Origin of the sequence: Tautonia rosea (assembly GCF_012958305.1) — a bacterium.
Taxonomy (GTDB): domain Bacteria; phylum Planctomycetota; class Planctomycetia; order Isosphaerales; family Isosphaeraceae; genus Tautonia; species Tautonia rosea.
Map to the genome: position 1 here is coordinate 34,423 of NZ_JABBYO010000007.1, position 20,960 is coordinate 55,382.

Sequence of the window (20,960 nt, forward strand, 5' to 3'; positions counted from 1 at the left end):
CGAATTCGATTGCGACCACGATACCCCGGCGCAGGGGGCCGAGACAAGCAAGACCGCTGAGCCGAATCATGCGGCCCTCGCGATCACCAGCCGACGTCGTTCTTCCTACGAGGCTTCGACCGGAGGGGGATGCCCTTCCATCGTGTCTTGCCAGGCTCGTTTCAGCGACCGAAGGGCCCGAGCTTCGATCTTCCGAACCCGGTCCCGCGACAGGCCAAGAGCCTCGCTGATCTGCGTCAAGGTACGAGGGGGCTGATGGTCCAGGCCGAAGTGCAGGGTCAGGATCTTGCACTCGATCGGATCAAGGGTTTTCAGCGTCTGGCCGAGCTTCTGCCGCGATTCCTGCTGGTCGAGCCTGGTCTCGGGATGATCAACATGGGCGGCGGCCTCGGCGAACGGGTTTTCCTCCTCCGACGGTGAGCCGATCTGGCACCGATGCACGCGAAGAGCCTGCTCCACCATCTGCCTTTGGGCGCGTTTGAGGCCAAGGCTCGCGGCGATTTGATCGTGGCTCGGAGGAATGCCGAGCTGCTGGAGCAACGCGCGCTCCGTCCGATTCCACTTGGTGAGCAGGTTGATCAAATAGATCGGCAGTCGGATCGGTGCCGTGGTGGTTTTTAGGGCCCGAAGAATCGATTCCTTGATCCAGTAACTGGCATACGTGCTGAACCGGACCCCAAACCCGGGATCAAATTCCCGGGCGGCCCGCAAGAGCCCGAGGTTCCCTTCCCCCACCAGGTCGTCCATCGACAATCCTCGTCCGAGGAAGTCCCTGGCGATGGTCATGACCAGCCGCACGTTGGCCAGCACAAGCCGTTCCCGGGCCTCCAGATCCCCCCGCAGGCTCGCCTCGCCCATCGCCCGTTCTTCCGCCGCGGTGAGAAGCGCATACGGCCGAATCTGGTCCGAGTACACGTCGATCGGACGATCCGGAAACCTACGATCCTGGCAAACTCGAACGCTCCTGCGCGGTTGAGTCGTCCTCGGACTCCCTCGGGCGCGAGGGGGTTCCCGTCCGCGCAAGGTCGCCCGGCTCGGTGGGGTCCGGTCCGATTGCTGAGAAGTCAGGGTCGTGTACGACATGGGGGTTCTCCTTCGAACAGGGCGGCCGATCGGCCGCATCCCCTCGTCCCGTTTCGTCAAGATTCCCTGGTGTCCCCGGCCTTCGGAGACTGCGAGGGCTCCGTTGCGATCCTCGATGAACGGAGAAGGACACTCCTTGGGTGTCTGGTTCCAACAAGGTCGAAACGCAAAAACCCCGATGACGGAGGATAACACCTCAGTCACCGGGGCCATCGCGACCAACCGATTCAACCACTCGCCGACATGGCGAATGTTCGATTAAGCCTATTTTCTCAACAGGACTTCCTGTCGTCAACAAAATTAGGCAAATTCTTCCAGCCGCCGGGGTCGTTCCCTGCCAAGAGGGACGACCCCAGGACATGCGAGGCTTACTCCTTCTTTGCCAGGGCTTCGTCGAGCTGACCCTCGGCTTCGGTGGCGGAGCGGACCTCGCGGTCGACGACCTTGCCGGAGGGGTCGACCAGAATCATCGTCGGCAGCGAGATGATGCCGAACTCGTCGGCCAGGCGGCTTTCCATGCCCCCTTCCTCGACGATGGTCGCCCAGGGACCTTGCTCGGCGAACGACCGGGCGGAGCTAGGGTCGCCATCCAGGCTCACGGCGACGATGGCCAGCGCGTCCTTGCGACGCTCGGCCAGGCGGGCCAGTTCGGGAAGCTCACGCTGGGTCGGGGGAGAGGTCCCCGCCCCGAAGACAATCAATACGTGCTTGCCCTTCATGCTCGCCACGTCGATCGTCTGGCCGTCGAGTCCCGGACCGGACAGAGCGATTGGCTTGCCCACCAGATCGAGCCGATTCAAGGCACCGGCTCCCTTGCGGCCCGAAGGGGTGTCGGGAAACTCCTTCGCAAGCCGTTCGTAGACCGTTCGGGCCTCATCCTCGGCGCCGTTGAACTCCTTGATGCTGGCGAGCTGGAAGAGCGCCTCGGGCACCTCATCCGACTTCGGATAGTCCTTGAGGAACCCTTCGAGCCCGTCGATCCAGGCCTTCTGGGCTTCCACAAGCTTTTCGGGCTCCTTCGAGGCCTGCAGGCTGTACTCGGCCGGGATCAGGCGGAAGGCCGCGTACGATCCGAGGGCCCCGCCCCCCTTGACGAAGTCGTCGAGCACCCGCTTCGTCGCCGGGCCGATCTGCGGGTCACCCGTCTGATAGGCGGCGGCAAGGCTGTTGATCGCTTCCTTCTCGTATTCAATCCGGTCGGCGTCCGAGGCCGCGGCGATCACGTCGCGAAGCTTCCGGACCCGCTCGTAATGATAGGTGGCGATCTCCTTCGCGTTCCCCTTGGCGAAGACCTCGACGGCCCCCGCGTCGTAGTCGGCCAGGGCTCGCAACGCCTGTTCCAGCTCCGGGCTCACCTGCGAGGCAACCGCGCTCCCGGCTCCGCCTCCTTCTCGGTAGAGCCAGGCCCGGATCCCCTCGTAGGCGACGATCATCTCGGCCTGCGACGGATCGGGGTTAAAGGCTCGGGGCAGGCCGACGAACTTCCAGACCTCGCCGATCTTGACCAGCTCGGGAACCTGCAAGTACGCCACCTTCCCCAGGTCGGTCATGCCGTCGGGCGACCCGGCGAAGATCACCGAGTTCTCAAACAGCAAGAGGTCATCCTTCAGGGCCGCCGAGGCATCGGCGGGGATCAGATGGGGCATGTCGGCGTCGAACCGAAGCCAGGCGGTCGACTTCGTCCACCCCCAGCCGCCCAGCGCCTTCGACAGCGCCTCGATGGACGCCGGGCGTTCGCCGGTCTCCTTGCGAACTTGCTCAACCAGGCCCCGGGGCAGGCCGAGGTTCGCCAACTCGTCGGCCGAGGCCATCACGCTGTTCAAGAGCGGCTGATCGCCAGCGACGAGGGCATCGACCAGCACCTTGCTGGCTTCCTGGGCCGACAGCCGCCGCCAGGACGCGATCTTTCCGTTCTCGACCGCGGCGATCCGGGTGCCGGCGGTGTTCAGCCATCGCGACTCGTCGATCTTGCGATCGTCGTTGTAGTCGATGTCGCGATACACCTCGAATCCATCTCGGTAATAGCACCACTGATCAATGTTGCGGTCGCCGCTGACATCGACGAATCGGCGAAGGGTGCGGCCCTGGGCGTCTCGAATGACGACCGTGACCCCCTTGACCCCTCCTCCCACTCGGGAGGCCGACAAAACCTCGGCGGTGCACGAGGCGATCTCGGCCGAAGCGGTGGGCGTGTCGTATTCGACCCCGCGCTGAACCGGCCGGTTCTCCTTCAAGATGCTGGCCACGTCGAGCTGCTGCGCCATCGAGGCTCGGCCGGTCGACAGGCCAAGCAGCACGGCGGCAGCAATTGCCGCAGACCGGAAGCGGGCGGCACGCATCGGCTCCTCCTTCACCCTATTTGTGATTCCCGAGCGGTGATCCGAACCGCACGATGTTCAAACGCAGTGCGATGCCGGTTGGCACCGGCCGGAATTCCCAATCGAGCAAGCAAATGGGGTCCCGAAATCCGTCCTCACCTCACACGATCGTTTTGCCTCGCGTCATGAACGAAACGAAAACCGCGAGGGAGGACCACCGGCATCGCGTCTTCAGCAATGCTTCGGCACGCAACGGAGTCAGGGTCAAGCCTCCCGGATCGGGTCATGATCCGGCCGTCCGGGTCGTGCGGAATACGCCTGTTCCTCCGGTGTTTCGCCGGAGTAGGTCTTGATCTGCTTCAAGCGCCGTTTCATGACTTAGACGCAATCTCCGTTCCGGGGTCGATTGCTACCGGCCGCCCATCGCCCGAAGCCGGTCGCGGTTCCCGATCGAACGTCAAGAACCGCTTGCGCTTGAGACGCAACCCAGCCCGAGGAATCGCCTCGGCAGGCCGTTCCCGAACCTCCCCTCCGGCCTCATGCCGCGTTGGAAAAAAGTTCCAAATGACCGAGGGAACGACTCATCCCGAACGCCCTGGCAAGACGGCTTGGTTCGGTCGTGCGGATCGGATCGATTGTGGGTGGGTGATTCCTGCCATTCTGAGCCGGTTCGGAATCAAGCCCCAGGGGGGGACCCTCCGATATGAGGGGGGATGGTTGACCGGGCATCGTTGATCGGCCCGCGTATCGGATCGCTCAATCGATTCGAATCTCGGATCGAGATCCGAACGCTCCTTGCCGGTCCGCCGGCCCAGACCAAGGATCAGGAGAGTGGCGGCGATGGACCGACGCATCGACACCGACCGCAGCGCGAAGGATCGCGATCGGGTCGGCCGCAGTACGGACGTGTCCGTGCTTCCCAGCCGGCAAGACGCCCGATCAGCCTGTCTTCGGGGCCTTCAACAGGGCAGGGGGCCGGTTCTCTTGACCGGCGAGGCTGGCTCGGGCAAAACCTGGCTCTGCAAGAACCTGGCCGAATCGTGCCCGAAACTCGGTCGATGGTTGATGCTCGATGCCGCTCCTTCGGATTCGGGGCTCGACCTGCTCCGAAGGATTCTGCGTGGTCTCGGCCGTCGCGATGCGGCCTCAGTGCTCGATGCCCGCGCCGATCTGGCCGATGAACTGGCCGAGCAGGCCGAAGATGGCCGACGCTGGTTCCTGGTTCTCGACGAGGCGCAGAATGCCTCGGACAGTGTGCTTGAGGAGTTCCGGCTCCTCTCCAATCGGCTCGGCCAGCCGGATGGGCTTGCCGGTCTCGTTCTTGTGGGTCGGACCAGCCTGGTGTTCCGCTTCCGCAGCCGATGCTGGGAGTCGCTCGAATCGCGACTGGCCGTTCACGCCCAGCTTGGCCCGATCGACGCTGAGGAAGCCCGGCTGCTCCTGGAGCTATCCCTGCCCGAGCGTTCCTGGAACCCGGACACGATCGAGACGATTCACGCCCGAGCCGCCGGGAACCCGGCGCGGTTGCTCCGGCTCGCCGGTCAACTGCTTCCCGTTGTTCGCCCGGAAGCGGTTCGGGCCGTCTCCTCTCCGAGTTCGCAGTCGATCTCGGCCCTCGATCGTGAATCCGAGCGGCACTGGTCCGTCTCCCCTCGGATCACTGCCTTCGACCGCAAAGCCGACCCGATCGCCGACGCTGATCCCGTCACTCCCTGCTGCGATCCCCCCCGCCTTGGCGAGGCTCGGCCTCCGCTTCGGTTCGAGGATGGCGTCATCGAGGTCGGCTGGGCCGATGCGGAAGACGCTCCGGTCGACACCGAGCCCGATCCCCACGCAGCCGACGACCACTCCCCGGCCGATTCCCTTGAGCCTCGGGACGATTCGATCGCGATCGAGTGGCCCGTGTCCTCGGACTCAGTTGTGTCGAACCCCCGGCCGGTCCAGCCTTCGACGGTGGCGATCGACGATCGCTACGCGGAGATCCAGGCGCAGTCGCAGTGGTCCTTGGCGTTGCAAGCGGCGAGAGCGTCTGAGGACCCCTCGGCAGGTGAGATGGCCTCTCAAGGCCCCTGCGACGACTCCCAGCATCCCTGTGCGTGCGAAGGGCTCGGCGAGACCTCGGAGAACCGCGATTGGTCCTCGGATCGCTCCTCGACGAACGTTCGGGCGGAGTCGGGACAGGAGTTCGCTCCCTACAGCCGACTCTTTTCTCAGTTGAATTCTGCCAATGAGCCGGAGTAATCGGACTCCGAGCGTGGTTAGGTCGGGCTGTCGGGCGATTCTCAGGGAATTGGCTCAAACGTGGCTGGACCGATCGCCGATTGAGGATTACCAATGAGACGCGAATTCCCGCCCTTCACCGGGCGGGATCGCCGGGAGGGCAGGTGCCGTCGCGCGTTGCCAACGATTGATGCTCCCGTGCCCCCCATTTCCCGAGGGGGGACCTCGCGCACGGTGGTCCTGGCGAGCGGTTCGGATTCACTCCGGATGCGCGGCCCGGGCCTGCAAGGGCGGCACCTGCCTGTTCCCGACCTTCGTGTCCATTCAACCTGGGCAGTTGTCCCAGGAATTCCGGAGAGCCTCACGTTCCGAGCGGAGGAGACTGAAATTCCGCTTCGGTTCTGCTAGGCTAGTCCGATGGTAGGGGATACGTGCTGATGCCCGTGACTGCCCCGTTGCGAACTTTGTCCCGACCGGCAATGACGTTGCGCCGATCGGTTTCGCCCCGTCCCGGATCTGTCGTGAGCGACCCGCTTGACTCCGCCACCGAAGCCCCGAACCCGCCTCCCCGGCTGGTCGTTTCGCTGGCGACCTACAACGAGGCCGACAATCTCGTCCCCCTCGTCCGGGCCATTCGTAAGTACGCGCCCCACGCCTCGATCCTCATCATCGACGACAATTCCCCCGATGGCACCGGTCGGGTCGCCGACCGGCTTTCCGAGCAATTGCCCGACGTTCACGTCCTGCACCGAACTGGCAAGCTCGGCCTGGGCACGGCCATTCTCGAAGCCATGCGCTTTGCCATCCGGGGCCACTACGACCAGCTTCTGAACCTCGACGCCGACTTCAGCCACCCGCCCCGGTTCATTCCCGACCTGCTCGCCGGCATGAATCGCTTCGACGTGATGATCGGCTCGCGCTACGTCCCCGGCGGCGGCGTCGAGAGTTCCCTGTTCAACACCAAGCGCAAGCTGATGAGCTGGGCGATCAACACCTACGCCCGCGTTCTGCTTGGCCTCTCCTCCCGCGACAACAGCGGCTCCTATCGCTGCTACCGCGTCTCGAAGCTCGCGGAGATGGACCTCGACCAGGTCAAATCACGCGGCTATTCGTTCATGGAAGAGATTCTTTACTGGTGCCGACTCGTCGGTTGCACCATCGGCGAGACCCCCATCATCTTCGAGGACCGCCGCGCCGGCAAATCGAAGATCAACACCCTCGAAGTCCTCCGCGCCCTCGACGTCATCCTCCGCCTCGGCCTCACCCGCCCCTTCCGCCGCCGATCGACGGGAGCCCGGCCACCGGCCGTCCAGGCCTGATGCTCCGCCGTCGGGTTGCGTTCAGCCGACCCTTCCCAACCCTCGCCCCCGCTCACGGGGGAGAGGGTGGCCGCAAGGCCGGCTGAGGGGGCTCCGTCACGTAGCCCTGGTGGAGGGTGCCACGAGTGGCACACGCCCCTTGCCTTCAGTCTGTTGCCTTGACGACAGAGCTGCCGCTGCTCAGGACACCAACGGGGTCGATCCAGATCATGCGGGCCGGAGTGACACCATCGGCCGGGATGAACTTCAGAAAATCGCCCGGGGCGAACGCTTCACCGACCCCTGCGACAAGATAGGTATGCCGGCCTGCTTTGTCGGTGAGCCGGAAGTAATGACCGACCGCGACGGGATCGGCCTCGACATGAAGTCCGGCGTTCAGATCCGCCGAGCGCAGGGTCACGACCTCCCCAGTCACCTCCGGCAACGCCGACCACTCGACGGACATGACGGCGTCGCCAGCCTTCCACTCCGGAATGCGTGGGCTGTGCGCATTGTGGGATGCTGACGCCGGGCCGACGAGCACAGCAACGGCAACGAAGATCGAGCGCAGCATGCGAACCTCCACCTCTCTGAAGTTTGGGATCAGAGTCGGTTGGGACAGGTAGGTGGCGCGCCACCCATGCCACACGACGGTCACGAATCTCCTCACGACCGCCAGAATCACTGATCCAGGTCGAGTTGCGATCGGGGGACGGAGCTTCCTCCTGCCCAGCAAATTTCCTGGAGGAGAGGGCTTCGTCCCTCTGCACAGGTTAGCCCGCGTCGCGCTCTCGGACGGTCAAATACACTTCCTGGCACGTCTCCGCAATCCGCTCGCCCAGGCTCTGATACTTCACCTCAAGCTGGCCCGAGTACATGCTCAACACCTTGCACAGGAACGCCGAGTGCGAAGCATCTGCCTCCTCGGCGAACTGCTGCAGCGATTCCTCAATCTGATCGGCGAGGTAGAGCAGGAACTGGGCCTGCCCCTTCACCTCGGCCAGGGCGCGATGCAGTTCGGGCGAGCCGCCCGGATCGATCGAGCGATCGGCAGGGGTCGCCGGTTCGGTGTCGGCCTCGGGGGCTGTGTCCGGACGGGGTTCGAGGGCGGTGACTGAGGGGCTTGAGTCCGAGGGTCGGCCATTCATGCGGCGTCCTCCGTGCCGAAGCGGGATTCGCTGTTGACCAGCGATTCGAGCGAGCCGCAAAGCTCGCCCACGAGCCGCATGTTCTCGCACTCGACAGCGAGATTTGAGGCGTGCATCTCGATCAATTGACGCAGGAAAATCCGCGTGCCGGGGTCTGCCTCCCCTTCAAAACGCTCGACATCGGCCACGGCAGCCCGAACGAGGTAATCCATGAACTGGAGCTTGCCTCGAATCGACGTGCAGAGCCGATCCAGCTGGCCGAGTTCGATCTCGGCGGAGGGTGGCAGGGCGGTCGAAGCAGGGTGCGACATCCGTATCTCCCCGACCGTGCGGGTCGGTTGCTCGACGAGAAGGAACCTGCCCAACGGGCCGGACCAGCACACAAAAACGACGGCACTTGGTCCGGGGGCCGCCGAGGCATGCAACAATGCGCAAGTCCTCGGCGTTCCACGATGGAGCGTTGGAGCTTAACCGGGTCGGTCCTGCTCGACAAGCGATTTTCTCGACGCACCCTCTGGCGACCCGGCGCCCTCGGGGTATCATGCGCCCGAAGCGGGGCGGGCAGGGGCAGGTCGTTACGACCGCCGATCCCGGCCCGTCGGCGATCCGATCGCGATTCGAACCGAACCACCGGGAGCAACGACCCATGATCCTCAACCGACGCCGCATGCTCTTGGCCTCCGGGGCCGCCGCCCTGGGAGCCTCCGCCTTCGCCCGCACCCTCTCCGCCGCCCCTCAGGGCGACCGCAAGAAGATCCTTTACTTCACCAAAAGCTCCGGCTTCCAGCACTCGGTCATCGCTCGCGACGGCGACGAACTGGCCCACTCCGAGAAGATCCTCATCGACCTCGGCGCCGAGCACGGCTTCGACGTCACCGCCTCGAAGGACGGCCGCCTGTTCGACCCCGACCGCATCGACGAGTGGGACGCCTTCGTCTTCTACACCACCGGCGACCTGACCCAGCCCGGCACCGACGGCCAGCCCCCCATGTCTCCCGAGGGGCTCAAGGCCTTCCTCGACGCCATCCAGTCCGGCCGCAAGGGGTTCGTCGGCATCCACTGCGCCACCGACACCTTCCACAGCGGACCCGACGACCGCACCCCCTACATTGAGATGATCGGCGGCGAGTTCATCTCCCACGGCCCGCAGCAGGTCGCCAAGATCAAGGTCGTCGATCCCGACTTCCCCGGCGCCGGGCCCTTCGGCTCCGAGTTCGAAATCAACGACGAGTGGTACGCCTTCCGCAACCTCTCCGACCAGATCCACGGCATCATGGTCCAGCTCACCGAAGGCATGCAATCCGGCCGTGCCCGCGACTACGAGCGGCCTGATTACCCCATGACCTGGGTGAAAAAGTACGGCGACGGCCGCGTCTTCTACACCTCGATGGGCCACCGCGAAGACGTCTGGACCAACCCCAAGTACCAAGGGCTCCTCATCGGCGGCCTCAACGTCGTCACCGGCCGCGCCGACGCCGACTTCACCCCCAACGTCTCCGAGATCACCCCCGACTACCAAACCCTCCCGGGCTGACCTGTTCCCCGCTTCCTCGGCCAGGGAGAGCCACGGCGAGAGCCGTCGGCCCTTGGCCGAGGAAGCAGTAGCGTGACAGTCATTGGCACCCTGCAAGGCAAGTATCACGTCGCTTCTTCACTCGAACGCAGGAGGCCGGAGCTTGGTCAGTCTGGGACAGGTGGGGCCAGTGAGATATGCTGGATGGTGTCGACTTCCAGACTTCATCAATCAAAGGAGTGAACTATGTCTCGACTCATGGAACAGGCGATCGAGAAGATCCGGCAACTTCCTGAATCTGAGCAAGACGCGCTCGCCTCGATCGTGCTTCAGGAAATCGAATCTGAGCGGCGATGGGAAGAACTCTTCGCCCGGCCCGAGTCGAGCGACCTGCTTTCCCGCATGGCTGACCAGGCACTGACCGAAGCGAAGGCAGGACGGGCCACGCCGCTCGACCTCGATGACCGATGAATTCGTTCCTCCTACCGCAGTTCCTGGCGTTGTACCGTGCACTTCCCCAACAGGTTCGGCAACAGGCTCGGCACGCCTACGCCTTGTTTCGACAAGACCCACATCACCCGAGCTTGCGTTTCCGCCAGGTTCATCCGGTCCGTCCCATCTTCTCTGTCCGTGTTGGACTCCATGTTCGGGCCGTCGGAATCCGGGAGGGAAACAACATCTATTGGTTCTGGATCGGCTCACATGCGGAGTACGACCGCCTTTTGAACCAATATTGAAGATCGTGGAACACGTCGCCTGGCCGGCTGGCCGTTCCGGTGGCCAGGGCGAGCGAGCAGAACTCGCCCCAGCTCACGGGCCTCCAGATGTCAGACAGGCCCTTATTCCTCCCGGCCCGCCGTCAACGACGGCTCCGGCCGCGCCCCCGAGAACGGCTCGATCTTCCGGATTAACGCCCCATCGGCCCCCTTCCAAAGGAAGATGGCCCCCGTGTCGTCTCCCGCGGCGACGATCGAGCCGTCGGCCGAGGTGGCGACACTGTAGACGTAATCCGTTGGCCCGCTGAACCCGCGTTGAATGCGGCCGTTCTCAACGTTGAACAAGCGAACGGTCTTGTCGCCCGAGGCCCCAATCGCCTCGTTCTTGCCCGGCACCCAGCGGACCGACGTGACCTGGCTGCCCACGGCTTGCGAGGTCCGCAACTGCTCGCCGTTCTCATAATCCCAGAACTTCAACACATTGTCGGCCCCGCCGCTGACGAGCTGCGTCCCTTCGGCGTTCCAGTCGACGCTCATGACGTGGTGCGTGTGTCCTTCAAACGCCTTGAGCCGCTCTCCCGAAGGAATGGCCACCACCCGCACGAACTTGTCGGCCGCGCCGGTGGCCAGGCTCGTCCCGTCGGGGCGGAACTTCACGCCGAAGACCGTGTCGCTGTGCAGCTCCGGCAGATCCAGCAGCAAGTTGCCCGTCTCCGCGTCCCAAAGCTTCACCTCGCCCGACCCCGCCGGCTCGCCGCCTCCGGTGGCAATGAGCTTGCCATCGGGGCTGAAGTCGATCGCCAGCACCCGGAAGACATGCGGTTCGAGCGTCGTGTGCAGCGACCATTGCCCCTCGAACGTCCAGACGTTCATGCCTTGATCTTCGGATCCCGAGACGACCCGGCCGTCTCCCGCAAACGCCAGGGCGTTCACGGCCGACACCTTGGTCGGGTCCTCTGCGTTGACGTGACCGAAAGCCACCACGCCCACGCCCGTGTCCGCCTCCCAGACCTTCAAGCCATTGGCTCCGGCCGTGGCGATCCGATCTCCCGACGGGGAAACGGCCACCGCGCGAACGCCACCGTCATGGGCGTTCACGACTGACCCCGCGGCCCCGTCGGCCAGCGACCAGAGGCGCGCCGACCCGTCCGCGCCACCACTGACAATCGTGGCACCATTCGGAGAGCAGGCCAACGTCTGCACCGCCCCCTCGTGCGCGGCGATCGTCCGCGGTTCCCCGTCCCCTTCGACCGACCAGATCCGGACCGTTCCGTCCTGGCCCCCCGAGATCACCGCCGACCCGTCCGGCGTCACCGCCAGAGCCCGCACGGCCCCCTCATGCCCGGTCCGTTCGACCGGTTCGGCCCCCTCCGGGAATCCGGCCCCCGGCCCTTCGGGCAAGGACCAGATCCGAACCGCGCCGTCCTCACCCGCCGAGGCCAGTTGCTTGGCATCCAGTCCGACAAATGCTAATGCGTGAATTGCTCCCTCGTGTCCCTTGTGATTCCCGATCGCCGCGCCGTCCTCCAGCGTCCACAGGCGGATCACCCCGTCAGCTCCTCCGGTGGCAATCACCCCGGCCTCGCTCGCCAGCGCCACCGATCGCAACGCTCCTCCTTCGGCCGGGCCAATCGTGCGGATTTCCGCATCCGTGGTCGCGTCGGCCACGCGGATCGAACCGTCTTCCAAAACCGCAACCACGGTGGAACCATCCTGCGGCGACGCGATCGCATTGACCGTCGCGCCCAGCCCGCCGAAGCTTCTGGCCAGTTCGCTCGTCGGTGCATTCCAGACGGTCACGATCCGATAGCTTCCTGCCGCGAGCCGTTTCCCGTCTCGGCTAAAGCGGATCGACTGAATGAGATCCTGATGCCCTCCGAGCGTAATCACTTCCTGACCTGTTTTCGCGTCGAAGACCTGCACCACGTTCGCCCGCCCGACCGCCAGATCGTTGCCGTCTCCGGTCAGATCAACCGCCAGCACCGGGTTCACCCCCGGCGGCAAGGCCCCCAGCTCGATCGCTGCGTCTGCCGCCTCCAACTCGGCCATCATCTCCTCGGTGTCGTCCTTCGCCCCCTGGTCGATCCAGAGCTTCAGCAGGCCCAGCTCATCGGGAGTCATCGGCTCCAGGTTCTTCTCGACCGGCGGCATGAACGGCTCGACCGTATGCGCGGCCATCTGAAAGAGCAGGCTTTCCTCGGCCTTGCCCGGCACGATCGAGGGCCCGCTGGTGCCCCCCTTGAGCATCCCGGCGACCTCTTCCATGTTCAGATCATTTTCTGCCAATGCCGAGTTGTGGCACCCTGCGCAGCGAACATCAAGAATGTCAATCAATTCCGTGATGTAACTCACCGGCTCGTCCCGTTCCGGCACGTTCACCTCAAGCTGTCGGGCCTGAGTCACGGTCGTCGCGCCAACGGTCAAGAGCAGGCAGAGCAGGGGGGGGAACGTCGATCGCATTCGCATGGGTGCGGGTCCTATTCGGAGAGAGAGATCAGGCGGGACAGCGGAGGTTTGACGAGACTTCTGAGGTGAGACTCAGACATTTATGGAGATCCCAAACCAATATCCGAGTTTCAAGAGCGGCCACCGGGGATACCCCAAACCTGGGACGGTCTACGCGAAGGCACCCTTTGCGGGCTTACCCTCATTGCTCCTTGGGACGGACGGTCAAGATGATCGGGTTCGACGGCTCACTCAGGTTCGCCTCCATCGTCGCTTCAGGATTGCGCGGGTCGGGCACGGTCGCCTTCCCCCCGGCGCGAAGGAAAATCGTATAAACACCCGGCTCCACGTTCTCGGCCACCGTTACCGGCACCGCGACCGCGTCCTTCTCCGCCTCGATCTTGGTATTTGCGATCGCCAGATTATTCGGCAAGGCGTCGGGAGTGATCGGAAACTCCCCTTGCACCCCCTCGCTCCGGGAGATCCGTGCCGTCAGCTCGAACGACCCGCCCTGCGGCACCGTCACCGCGTTCGGAACCACCGAGAGCCGGGTCGCCGCCTCGGGACGCAAGGCCATCACCAGCCCTCGCGTCACCCGAGCCGGGGTCGGGGCATTCCCCCCCGGAGGAGGCCGGGTAATCGTCCCCGCCACTGCCACGCGAGGCGGTTCGTCCACCGGTTCGCCGTCGGCTCCCAGCCGACGCCCTACCAGCCGAACAGTTCCCAGCTTCGGCGGCGCTCCGGCCGACGCACTGAAGATCATCGGCGCTTGGACCTGATTCGCCGCAATCACCACCGGATCGCTCGACACCCCCGCCGGCAACCCCTCCGCCTCGACCCGGATCGGACCGGCCATCCCATCAAATCGATGCGCCAGCACATAGGCCACCGATCGCCCCCCGCTCCATAGCGTCAACCCCTCCGGATTCCCCGGATCGTTCGGCGCCACAAACAACCGATAATCCGGCTGCTGCGGACGCACGACCAGCCGATACACGGCCGTCGGGTCCACCTCCCGAGCGTTGTACAGGTCGCCGACGGTGATCACATACGTCCCGTCTTCCGGCGCCTCGAACCGCACCACCGGGTCGACCGTCCCCGTGCCGAAGCGGTTGCCCGTGCCGGGGTCCCCCTGGTCATCCCCCTCAAGAATGTCCCGAAGCGAGCCGTCGCCCATGACCCGCTGCACCAGCAAGGTCGCATCCACAGGCGACCCGATCCGATCGGCCCAAACCTCGATCATCCAGACCTGACCCTTCGTCGCCTCGAACCGGTACACGTCCTCGTCGTCCACCTCCCGGAAGTCACCCGAAAGGTCGATCGGCGGCGCAATCACCATCGGATCGTCATGGTCGCTCGGACCCTCCTCGACCACCACCGGACCCATCGCCTCGGCCAGAAACACCGGATCGGCCGCTCCTCGATCGGTCTCATGAACATGCCAGAACCCCGCGGTTCCCCCTCCCGGACTGGCGTCCAGACCAACGCCGGGGCGATCAGGGTCGATCTGCAACTCCGGCGGCACCGTCACCGACACGGTCAGGCGTTCCAGCGATTGCCCATCCGGCAACACGGTCCCCGACGGCTCCCCTCCCAGGTTCCGGCCAAGCAACGTGACCTCCACCGTCGCTCCCGCATCCACCGCGCTCGGCACGACGGCATCGACGTGCGGCCCCTCATGCACCGTCAAGCGATACACATGCTGCGGTGATCCTGCGTAAATCACATCCCGCACCTCGACCCGATACGTCCCATCCCCTGGCAAGACCGTGTCGATCAGCGGATCGCGCCCGACCGTCCCGTGCCCGTACGCCAGCTCCCGCCCCTCGGCGTCGTACAGCCGGACCTCTCCATCCAGGCGGCTGTCGATCCGCACCGCGGCCAGATCAATCAGCACCCGTTGATCCGCCTTCCCTTCGAAGGCGAACCAGTCCACATCCGTCGCCCCGTCGATCTGACCGTTGACCACCTGACCAACCGTCATCCCCCCCGCCTCGGCCGGCCCGTTGTTCGGCTCCTGCTCGATCCCCTCAGGCCGCTGCCCCACCACAAACGCCTTCGGGTTGCTCACCCCCAACGGGCCGACCACCCTCACATCGTGCAAGCCCAGCGGCACCTCAGGACCGATCGTCACCCGGAACCTCGGTGGCGAAGCATCCCCCTCAACCCGCTCCGTGGTGATCCCCGGATGATCGAACCAGAGCCCCGAGGCCGACTCCATCTCCGCCCCCCCCAGACGCACCTCCACCGCCTCGCCCCGCGTCCCTCCCGGCGGAAACACGACATCGAGCCGATGCTTCGGCATCTGCCCCTCGACCGACGATACCCCCAGCCCCAGCCCGATCCCTGCCGCGAGCATCATCGGCGCAAGCCACCGCAATCGTCTGGACCCGTGCTCGGGCCCCTTCGGGCAGGATCGGCTCATCTGGTCAACTCCGGCGTGAGGAACGCAAGGCGGGCGCATCGTCCGGGCAAAGCCATCGCAAGCAGGCGGGCGAATCGCCCGGCTCCGGGCCTCCTCGACGCCCGATCCCCGGCCAATTCGTTCTTCCATCATAAATCCAACACCCTCCCGATGGCACCCCCTCGCCCCGCTCCACCCTCCTCGGCTCACCGGGCCCGCCCCTCCGGTCCCTCGTTGAGCCTCACCGGCCTTGACCGTAGACTACCCCTGTTTGACACCTGTTGGAGAACCCGGCCGCCTCTCCCCGGCCCCCTTTTTTTTGAGCTTCCGCCGACCGAGGACCTTCCCATGCCCCGATCCTCAACCAATCCCGCCGGCCTCCTCGACCGCCGCCGCTTCCTCGGCGCCTCCGGCCTGGCGCTGGCGGCCACGCTTGCCGGCACTGGACCGCGGGCCTGGGCCCGTTCCCGGGCGAAGGGGACCGACTTCCGGGTCGAGAAGGTCGACCGCACCACCGTCCGCATCCCGTTTCGCGAGACCCCCGGCCGCGCCCTCGCCCGCGAGATCCCCCACTGGGACCACTTCGAGATCGTCGAGGTCACGCTCGGCTCCGGCCACGTCGGCTTCGGCGAGTCGATGCTCTACTACTCCTGGGGCGTCACCGGAGACGACGACGCCGCCCGGGTGCTCGGCAAGAATGCCGCCTCGTTGATGTGGGACGACTCCCTCGGCTCCGGCCTGCAACAGGCCCTCTTCGACGCCGTCGCCCGAGGGCTCGACGTCCCCTTGCACCGATTGCTCGGCGAGCAGGTCCACGACACCACCCCCGTCTCCTGGTGGAACATCGACATCCCCCCCGCCGACTGGGTCAGCGAGTGCCAGGAGGCCTACGCCCAGGGCTACCGCGCGATGAAGACCAAGGGCCGCCCCTGGTTCGACATCTGGGCCTGCGCCGACGCGGTCCGCGACACCATCCCCACCGACTTCAAGATCGGCGTCGACTTCAACGACACCCTCCTCACCGCCGAACAGGGCATCCCAATCCTCAAGGACCTGGAGCAGACCCCCCAGATCGGCATCTTCGAGACCCCCATCCCCCAGTCCGACGTCGAGGGGAACGTCCGAATCCGCAACGAGATCGAGATCCCGATCGCCCTGCACTACGGCACCCCCCGGCCTGCCGTCGTCATCAAGCGAGACGTCTGCGACGGCTTCGTCGCTGGCGGCGGGGCCAGCCGCTTGATCGACACCAACGCCGTGGCTGCCACCGCCGGACTCCCCTTCTGGCTCCAGCTCGTCGGCTCCGACATCACCGCCGCCTGGTCACTGCACTGCGGCGCCGTGCTCAGCAACGCCACCTGGCCGGCGGTCAACTGCCACCAGCTCTTCGCCGCCCGGCTCTTGACCAATCCGATCCTCCTCACCGAAGGCTACGCCCCCATCCCCACCGGCCCCGGCCTCGGCTTCGAACTCGACCGCGACGCCCTCGACCGATACCGGATCGAGAAGCCCGCCGAACGTCCCGACCCCCCCCGCCTGATCGAGACCACCTGGCCCGACGGCCGACGCCTCTACACCGCCAACACCGGCCGCGTCAACTTCATGCTCTCCGCCGCCAACGCCGGCCAGATCCCCTACTTCGAGCGCGGCGTCGATTCCCGCCTCCTCCCCGACGACGGCTCCGACGCCTGGCGCACCCGCTACAACCGCGCCCGATCCGACGGGCCCTTCCTCGAACGCTGACCCCTCCGCCTCGCCATCGGCCCTCCCCCGGGACGATCCGACGTGAGGCCGGGGCAAAGGCTCCGCCGCGCCCCGGCCTCGGAGGCTGTCTCACCCTGGGCCCGCTGCGCCTTGCCCCGGCCACCCGACGCCACGCGAGTCGTCTCCTCCGCCCCGTGACTGGGTCGCCTCCTGACCAGCAACGATGGCTCATGGATGCCGTCGATCCCGAGCGTTATGATCCGAGTCGGAGCGAGCCGCCCGCACGTCCGGGCCGGACTTCACGAGACCCACACGCGATACGGACACCGTTGACGGAAGCCAGATGATCGATTTTGCCAGGTCCACCATCCTCCTGCTCTTACTCCTCAACCCATTCCTTGTAATTGTATATCTGACAGAGATCGTTCATAAGCTAAACAAACAGGTGTTCTGTCGTGTCCTGATTCGGGCGGGATTGATCGCCGGGATCGTCTTCTGCGGATTTGCCATGATGGGAGACGCCATCTTCGGCGATCTCTTGCAGGTGGAATTCGCGTCCTTTCAGATCTTTGGCGGGATCGTCATCCTCCTCATCGGCCTCCAGTTCGTCTTCCGCGGGCCGACGGCCATCGAACTCCTCAGGGGCGAACCCGAGCACCTCGCAGGAGCCGTCGCCATGCCCGTGCTCATCGGGCCGGGGACCATCAGTGCGAGCGTCGTCATCGGCAAGCGGCTCGATCCCCTCCCCGCCTGCGCCGCGATCTGGATCGCCGTCGTGACCTGCCTCAGCACGATGGCGCTGCTCAAGGTCCTGCACGACTACGTCCGTCCGCACCGCGAGTCGCTCATCCGGAGATACATCGAGATCGCCGGACGCATCACCGCCCTCTACCTGGGGACGGTCGCCGTTGAGATGATCATGAAGGGCGCCCGCACCTGGACCGCGAACTTCTGAGAGTTCGAGTCGGGTGCGTCGAGTCCGCGAAGACGCACCAGCGAAACCGGATCGGTGCGTCTTCGCAGACTCGACGCGTCCTACGGGACTACGGGACTCCGCGCTCAGCGCACCACGAAGCGAGCCGCTCCCATGCAACCGGTGTAGTCGCGCTGGAAATGCTTGGCAAACTCCTCGCCGGACACGCGATCGAGTTGCCGATCCGCCCTGACGCGGAACACGAACACCTTCGCCCGATACGTCCCGGGCGGAAAATTCATCGGAAACTCCTCGTCGAACGGCGGCTTGAAGGATTCCCCCGGCACGACATGAAACGGCTGATGGTCATAGACCTGGAACAGCCCCACCTTCCCGCCGGAGTCGACGACCTGCAAGGCCCATGCATAAACGTTGTCCGGCCTCTGATCGCTCAGCTCTGCCTCGGCGTGGACGGTGACGACCCCCCGCTCAAACTCCGCGTCGACACGCTTCATGGTCCCGGACGAGATCTCCACCAGCACCGGAAGGCCCCGGGCCTCGCCCGCATCGGCCGTCCTCGTCGCCGCCCCCGCCGGCTTCGGGGCCAATCCGAACTGGATTCCGAGGATCACGCACGCGCCCAGCACCGCGGGAATCGCGCACTTCAGGGTCATCTTGGCCGTGTTCGTCATTTCATCTCTCCGAGAAAAATGGGCTCGGGATCGGGGAAGCTCCCCGAAAGGAGCCCGTGGACGTGCTCCCTCATCCGTCCGATCGCACATTAGAAAACGAGTTTAAATCAAAGGAAGACATGCGAAAACTCTTTCGACGATGACCTGGTCGCGTCAATGCAATCCGTGAGGTCGTCGGAAACAATCACGGTGGCCTTCCAGGTCGGTCCCATGTACAGGTGATATGTCTCTTCGGAATCGTATTGGTTCAACGATCCGCAATCCTTGACCCCTGGACTCTTCCCCGCCTTGCCCGTGTCAGGCAGCCACAGCTGAAGCGCATGGCTCCAATGCTCGATGGTTCTGCGGACACAGAGTGCACAATTCGAGACATCAACGTCAGTGCAGTTAAAAATGACTTCGTTGGTCACTTCTGCGTCGAAATCGCCGGTCACGGCTCGAATTTCGTCAATTAGACGGCTGGTATTCTGAGATCGATCTCCGTCGGCGTGCACGCGTCATCGAGATTCCGCGACAATGCCGGATACGGCGTGAACGTCGCCGCGAGAAAGACCGTCGCCGTAGCCACCGCTGCCATTGAATAGCAAGACTATCGGGTCATGGAGATTCTCCGAATTAATCTCTTCTGCAATTGTCATGGGGGGTATCTCTGTGTATCTCGTCCGGCTGAGTCTGTCAATGAGAAAAATACGTATTTCAGATTGTGCAATCAAACGGCCCCGGCCACCCGTCGTCTCACTCGGGTGGCCTCCCTTGCTCGCAAGCTGAGTGCAGAGTGACGCCCCGACGGCGACTGCCCTTGCCTTACTTCGGAGCTTGGTTGCTCGTTTTCCCAAAGTCAGTGATCTTGACGCGTTCCGGGCCGCACGATACATTGAGTTTAGTTAGGCTTTATTCGCACTGCGGAGATTATTTATGCCTTCCCCAAATGAGAGCCGGCTAATGGCTAACGGCTGCGACATGCCAATTGAAGTGTTCCAAGATCGGATTGTGGACATTATGGCTGAGATGTTCCGAAGCTGGTCGATCGATGAGCTTCTTCTCCACCCACGCGACGGGATGGAATACTGCTCCACTGTTCGGCGCACCACAGGGTTTCATGATCTGCCGGACGATTTGATCCTCCGCATCCTGCTTAATCGGAGAAAGAGTCCCTAATTGGCTTGAACTGGCCGGGTGGCACTGGTGGCGTGCCACCAGTGTTCATCAGTGTTGACGCCGCCCCTGCCTCCCGTCCCTGGCCGACGGAACCAAACCCGGCGTCTCCGATCCCCTCGGCCGACGGGCCTGGGGGCGTGTCCGGCTTGGAATCCTCTGACCTGCTGAGGCACGGGTGGTCGCCGCGGGTGTCCCCGATGGCTCGTCAACCGGGGTCGCAGAGCGAAGAGCGGCCCCAGCGAGACGACCCAAGCCTCTTGCGGCTGCGCCGCCCCGGTTGCTCGCTGGGCACCCGGGACCACCCGCGGCATGCCACCTGTCCCTTCGATCCTTTTCATGCCGTTGATGATTTTCGGGAACACAGGCTTGCAATCACAGTTTCATCGACTCTATGTTCCGCTCTAGCGTCATAGTGATGACGCACAACGTAGAAACAATAGCATGTTGGAGTGAATCGATGCATCGAACGATGTTATTGCGATTGCTCGCTGTGTTTGCCATGATGGCCATCGCCCCTTCGACTTATGCCTCGCTCTCGATCGAAGGCACGACGGCAGGGACGTTTATCAACCCAAGCCCAAGTACCGCAACGACCACCGGCGTCGGTACCAGTTCGTTCACCTGGGGGATCGGGGCGCCCCCTCCCCCGAGCAGCCTCGAATTCACGGCAACCCCGTTTGATACCTTCACTGAGTCTGAGTTCAAGGTCGGCACATTGAGGTATTACAACGGAACGATTCAAGGTGGTTCGGGGGCGGACACCGTCGATCTGAAAATCGACTTGAACTTTACGACACCTCCGGCCGGAACGAAGAGCTTCGAGTTCACCCTTGAACTGATCAACACACCGAACACGGGGAATGCGGAAGATTCGGCCGACTTCGTGCTCCTCCCAACCCTGTTTCCCACAACGATTTTCACCATCGACGGAATCCCGTACACCCTGAAGTTGCTCGGGTTCCGTAATGTCGTTGGGGACGGCTTCCTCGAATCCGACAGTACTCAGTTCCACGTCCTCGAAAACCGTTCTGCCTCCGCAGAGCTCTGGGGCGTGGTAACGGCGGATTTGATTCCCGGGCTTGCCGTTCCCGAGCCGTCGACCTGGGCAATGGGCCTGACCGGCATGGTCCTCAGTCTCGGCTACACGCTGTCGCGGCGCCGACCTGCCCGCATCTGATAACCTCGTCGACCGCAGGCCGTCGGGTGGCATTGATGGCGCGCCCCCGGTGTTCCTCAGCATCGACGGTGCCATTGCCTCTCGTCCTTGGCCGACGGAAACCAACCGCGCGTTTCCGATCCCCGCAGCCGACGCTCCTCGGCGTCCTGCCCGGCTCGGAAACACCTCCGA

Annotated in this window: 16 protein-coding genes; 8 read left to right on the forward strand and 8 right to left on the reverse strand. The window is 64.5% G+C overall.

Features of this window, described 5'->3' with window-relative positions:
• Positions 1-105: 105 nt before the first annotated feature.
• Positions 106-1,083 (reverse strand): sigma-70 family RNA polymerase sigma factor, encoded by a 978-nt coding sequence (locus tag HG800_RS13640; RefSeq protein WP_169977193.1) that lies wholly within the window; start codon positions 1,081-1,083, stop codon positions 106-108.
• 368 nt (positions 1,084-1,451) lie between these two features.
• A complete protein-coding gene (locus HG800_RS13645) occupies positions 1,452-3,422 on the reverse strand; it encodes a thioredoxin-like domain-containing protein (RefSeq protein ID WP_169977194.1) in 1,971 nt (656 codons plus the stop codon).
• 819 nt (positions 3,423-4,241) lie between these two features.
• On the opposite strand from HG800_RS13645, the gene HG800_RS13650 reads away from it, so the two are divergent.
• Positions 4,242-5,642: an AAA family ATPase gene (locus HG800_RS13650; RefSeq protein WP_169977195.1), complete on the forward strand. Its 1,401-nt coding sequence runs from the start codon at positions 4,242-4,244 to the stop codon at positions 5,640-5,642.
• A 500-nt stretch (positions 5,643-6,142) separates the two neighbouring features.
• On the forward strand, positions 6,143-6,940 hold the full coding sequence (locus HG800_RS13655) for a polyprenol monophosphomannose synthase (RefSeq protein ID WP_315852038.1): 798 nt from the start codon (positions 6,143-6,145) through the stop codon (positions 6,938-6,940).
• A 145-nt stretch (positions 6,941-7,085) separates the two neighbouring features.
• On the opposite strand, the gene HG800_RS13660 is transcribed toward HG800_RS13655, so the two are convergent.
• The 3 genes from HG800_RS13660 to HG800_RS13670 form a co-directional block, all read right to left on the reverse strand.
• Positions 7,086-7,493, reverse strand: coding sequence for a hypothetical protein (locus HG800_RS13660; RefSeq protein ID WP_169977197.1), 408 nt, complete (start codon positions 7,491-7,493; stop codon positions 7,086-7,088).
• A gap of 199 nt (positions 7,494-7,692) precedes the next feature.
• Complete coding sequence (locus tag HG800_RS13665; protein ID WP_235963682.1) at positions 7,693-8,067, reverse strand: hypothetical protein; 375 nt, start codon at positions 8,065-8,067, stop codon at positions 7,693-7,695.
• A complete protein-coding gene (locus tag HG800_RS13670; protein WP_235963683.1) occupies positions 8,064-8,378 on the reverse strand; it encodes a hypothetical protein in 315 nt (104 codons plus the stop codon). The genes HG800_RS13665 and HG800_RS13670 overlap by 4 nt, the downstream gene beginning before the upstream one ends.
• Before the next feature lie 335 nt (positions 8,379-8,713).
• On the opposite strand from HG800_RS13670, the gene HG800_RS13675 reads away from it, so the two are divergent.
• The 3 genes from HG800_RS13675 (at position 8,714) to HG800_RS28585 (ending at position 10,317) form a co-directional block, all read left to right on the forward strand.
• A complete protein-coding gene (locus tag HG800_RS13675) occupies positions 8,714-9,601 on the forward strand; it encodes a ThuA domain-containing protein (RefSeq protein WP_169977198.1) in 888 nt (295 codons plus the stop codon).
• Positions 9,602-9,826: 225 nt separating this feature from the next.
• Positions 9,827-10,051, forward strand: coding sequence for a hypothetical protein (locus HG800_RS13680; RefSeq protein WP_169977199.1), 225 nt, complete (start codon positions 9,827-9,829; stop codon positions 10,049-10,051).
• Positions 10,048-10,317 carry a ParE family toxin-like protein gene (locus tag HG800_RS28585; protein WP_449343007.1) on the forward strand — a complete coding sequence of 90 codons (270 nt, stop codon included), beginning with the start codon at positions 10,048-10,050 and terminating at the stop codon, positions 10,315-10,317. Before HG800_RS13680 ends, HG800_RS28585 begins: the two co-directional genes overlap by 4 nt.
• 102 nt (positions 10,318-10,419) lie before the next feature.
• Here HG800_RS28585 and HG800_RS13685 read toward each other — a convergent pair whose 3' ends face one another.
• A complete protein-coding gene (locus tag HG800_RS13685; RefSeq protein WP_169977200.1) occupies positions 10,420-12,762 on the reverse strand; it encodes a c-type cytochrome domain-containing protein in 2,343 nt (780 codons plus the stop codon).
• Positions 12,763-12,943: 181 nt separating this feature from the next.
• On the reverse strand, positions 12,944-15,166 hold the full coding sequence (locus HG800_RS13690) for a PPC domain-containing protein (RefSeq protein ID WP_169977201.1): 2,223 nt from the start codon (positions 15,164-15,166) through the stop codon (positions 12,944-12,946).
• Positions 15,167-15,493: 327 nt separating this feature from the next.
• Here HG800_RS13690 and HG800_RS13695 point away from each other — a divergent pair, with 327 nt between their 5' ends.
• Both HG800_RS13695 and HG800_RS13700 read left to right on the forward strand, forming a co-directional pair.
• Entirely contained in the window at positions 15,494-16,888 is a 1,395-nt protein-coding gene (locus HG800_RS13695) for a mandelate racemase/muconate lactonizing enzyme family protein (protein WP_169977202.1), read from the forward strand.
• A gap of 304 nt (positions 16,889-17,192) precedes the next feature.
• Complete coding sequence (locus tag HG800_RS13700) at positions 17,193-17,804, forward strand: MarC family protein (protein WP_169977203.1); 612 nt, start codon at positions 17,193-17,195, stop codon at positions 17,802-17,804.
• A gap of 104 nt (positions 17,805-17,908) precedes the next feature.
• Here the strand turns inward: HG800_RS13700 and HG800_RS13705 are convergent, their stop codons facing one another.
• Positions 17,909-18,454, reverse strand: a complete 546-nt coding sequence (locus tag HG800_RS13705) for a hypothetical protein (RefSeq protein ID WP_169977204.1) — start codon at positions 18,452-18,454, stop codon at positions 17,909-17,911.
• Positions 18,455-20,069: 1,615 nt separating this feature from the next.
• Between HG800_RS13705 and HG800_RS13710 the strand changes: the two genes are divergently transcribed.
• Positions 20,070-20,789, forward strand: coding sequence for a choice-of-anchor K domain-containing protein (locus tag HG800_RS13710; RefSeq protein ID WP_169977205.1), 720 nt, complete (start codon positions 20,070-20,072; stop codon positions 20,787-20,789).
• The last annotated feature ends 171 nt before the right edge of the window (positions 20,790-20,960 follow it).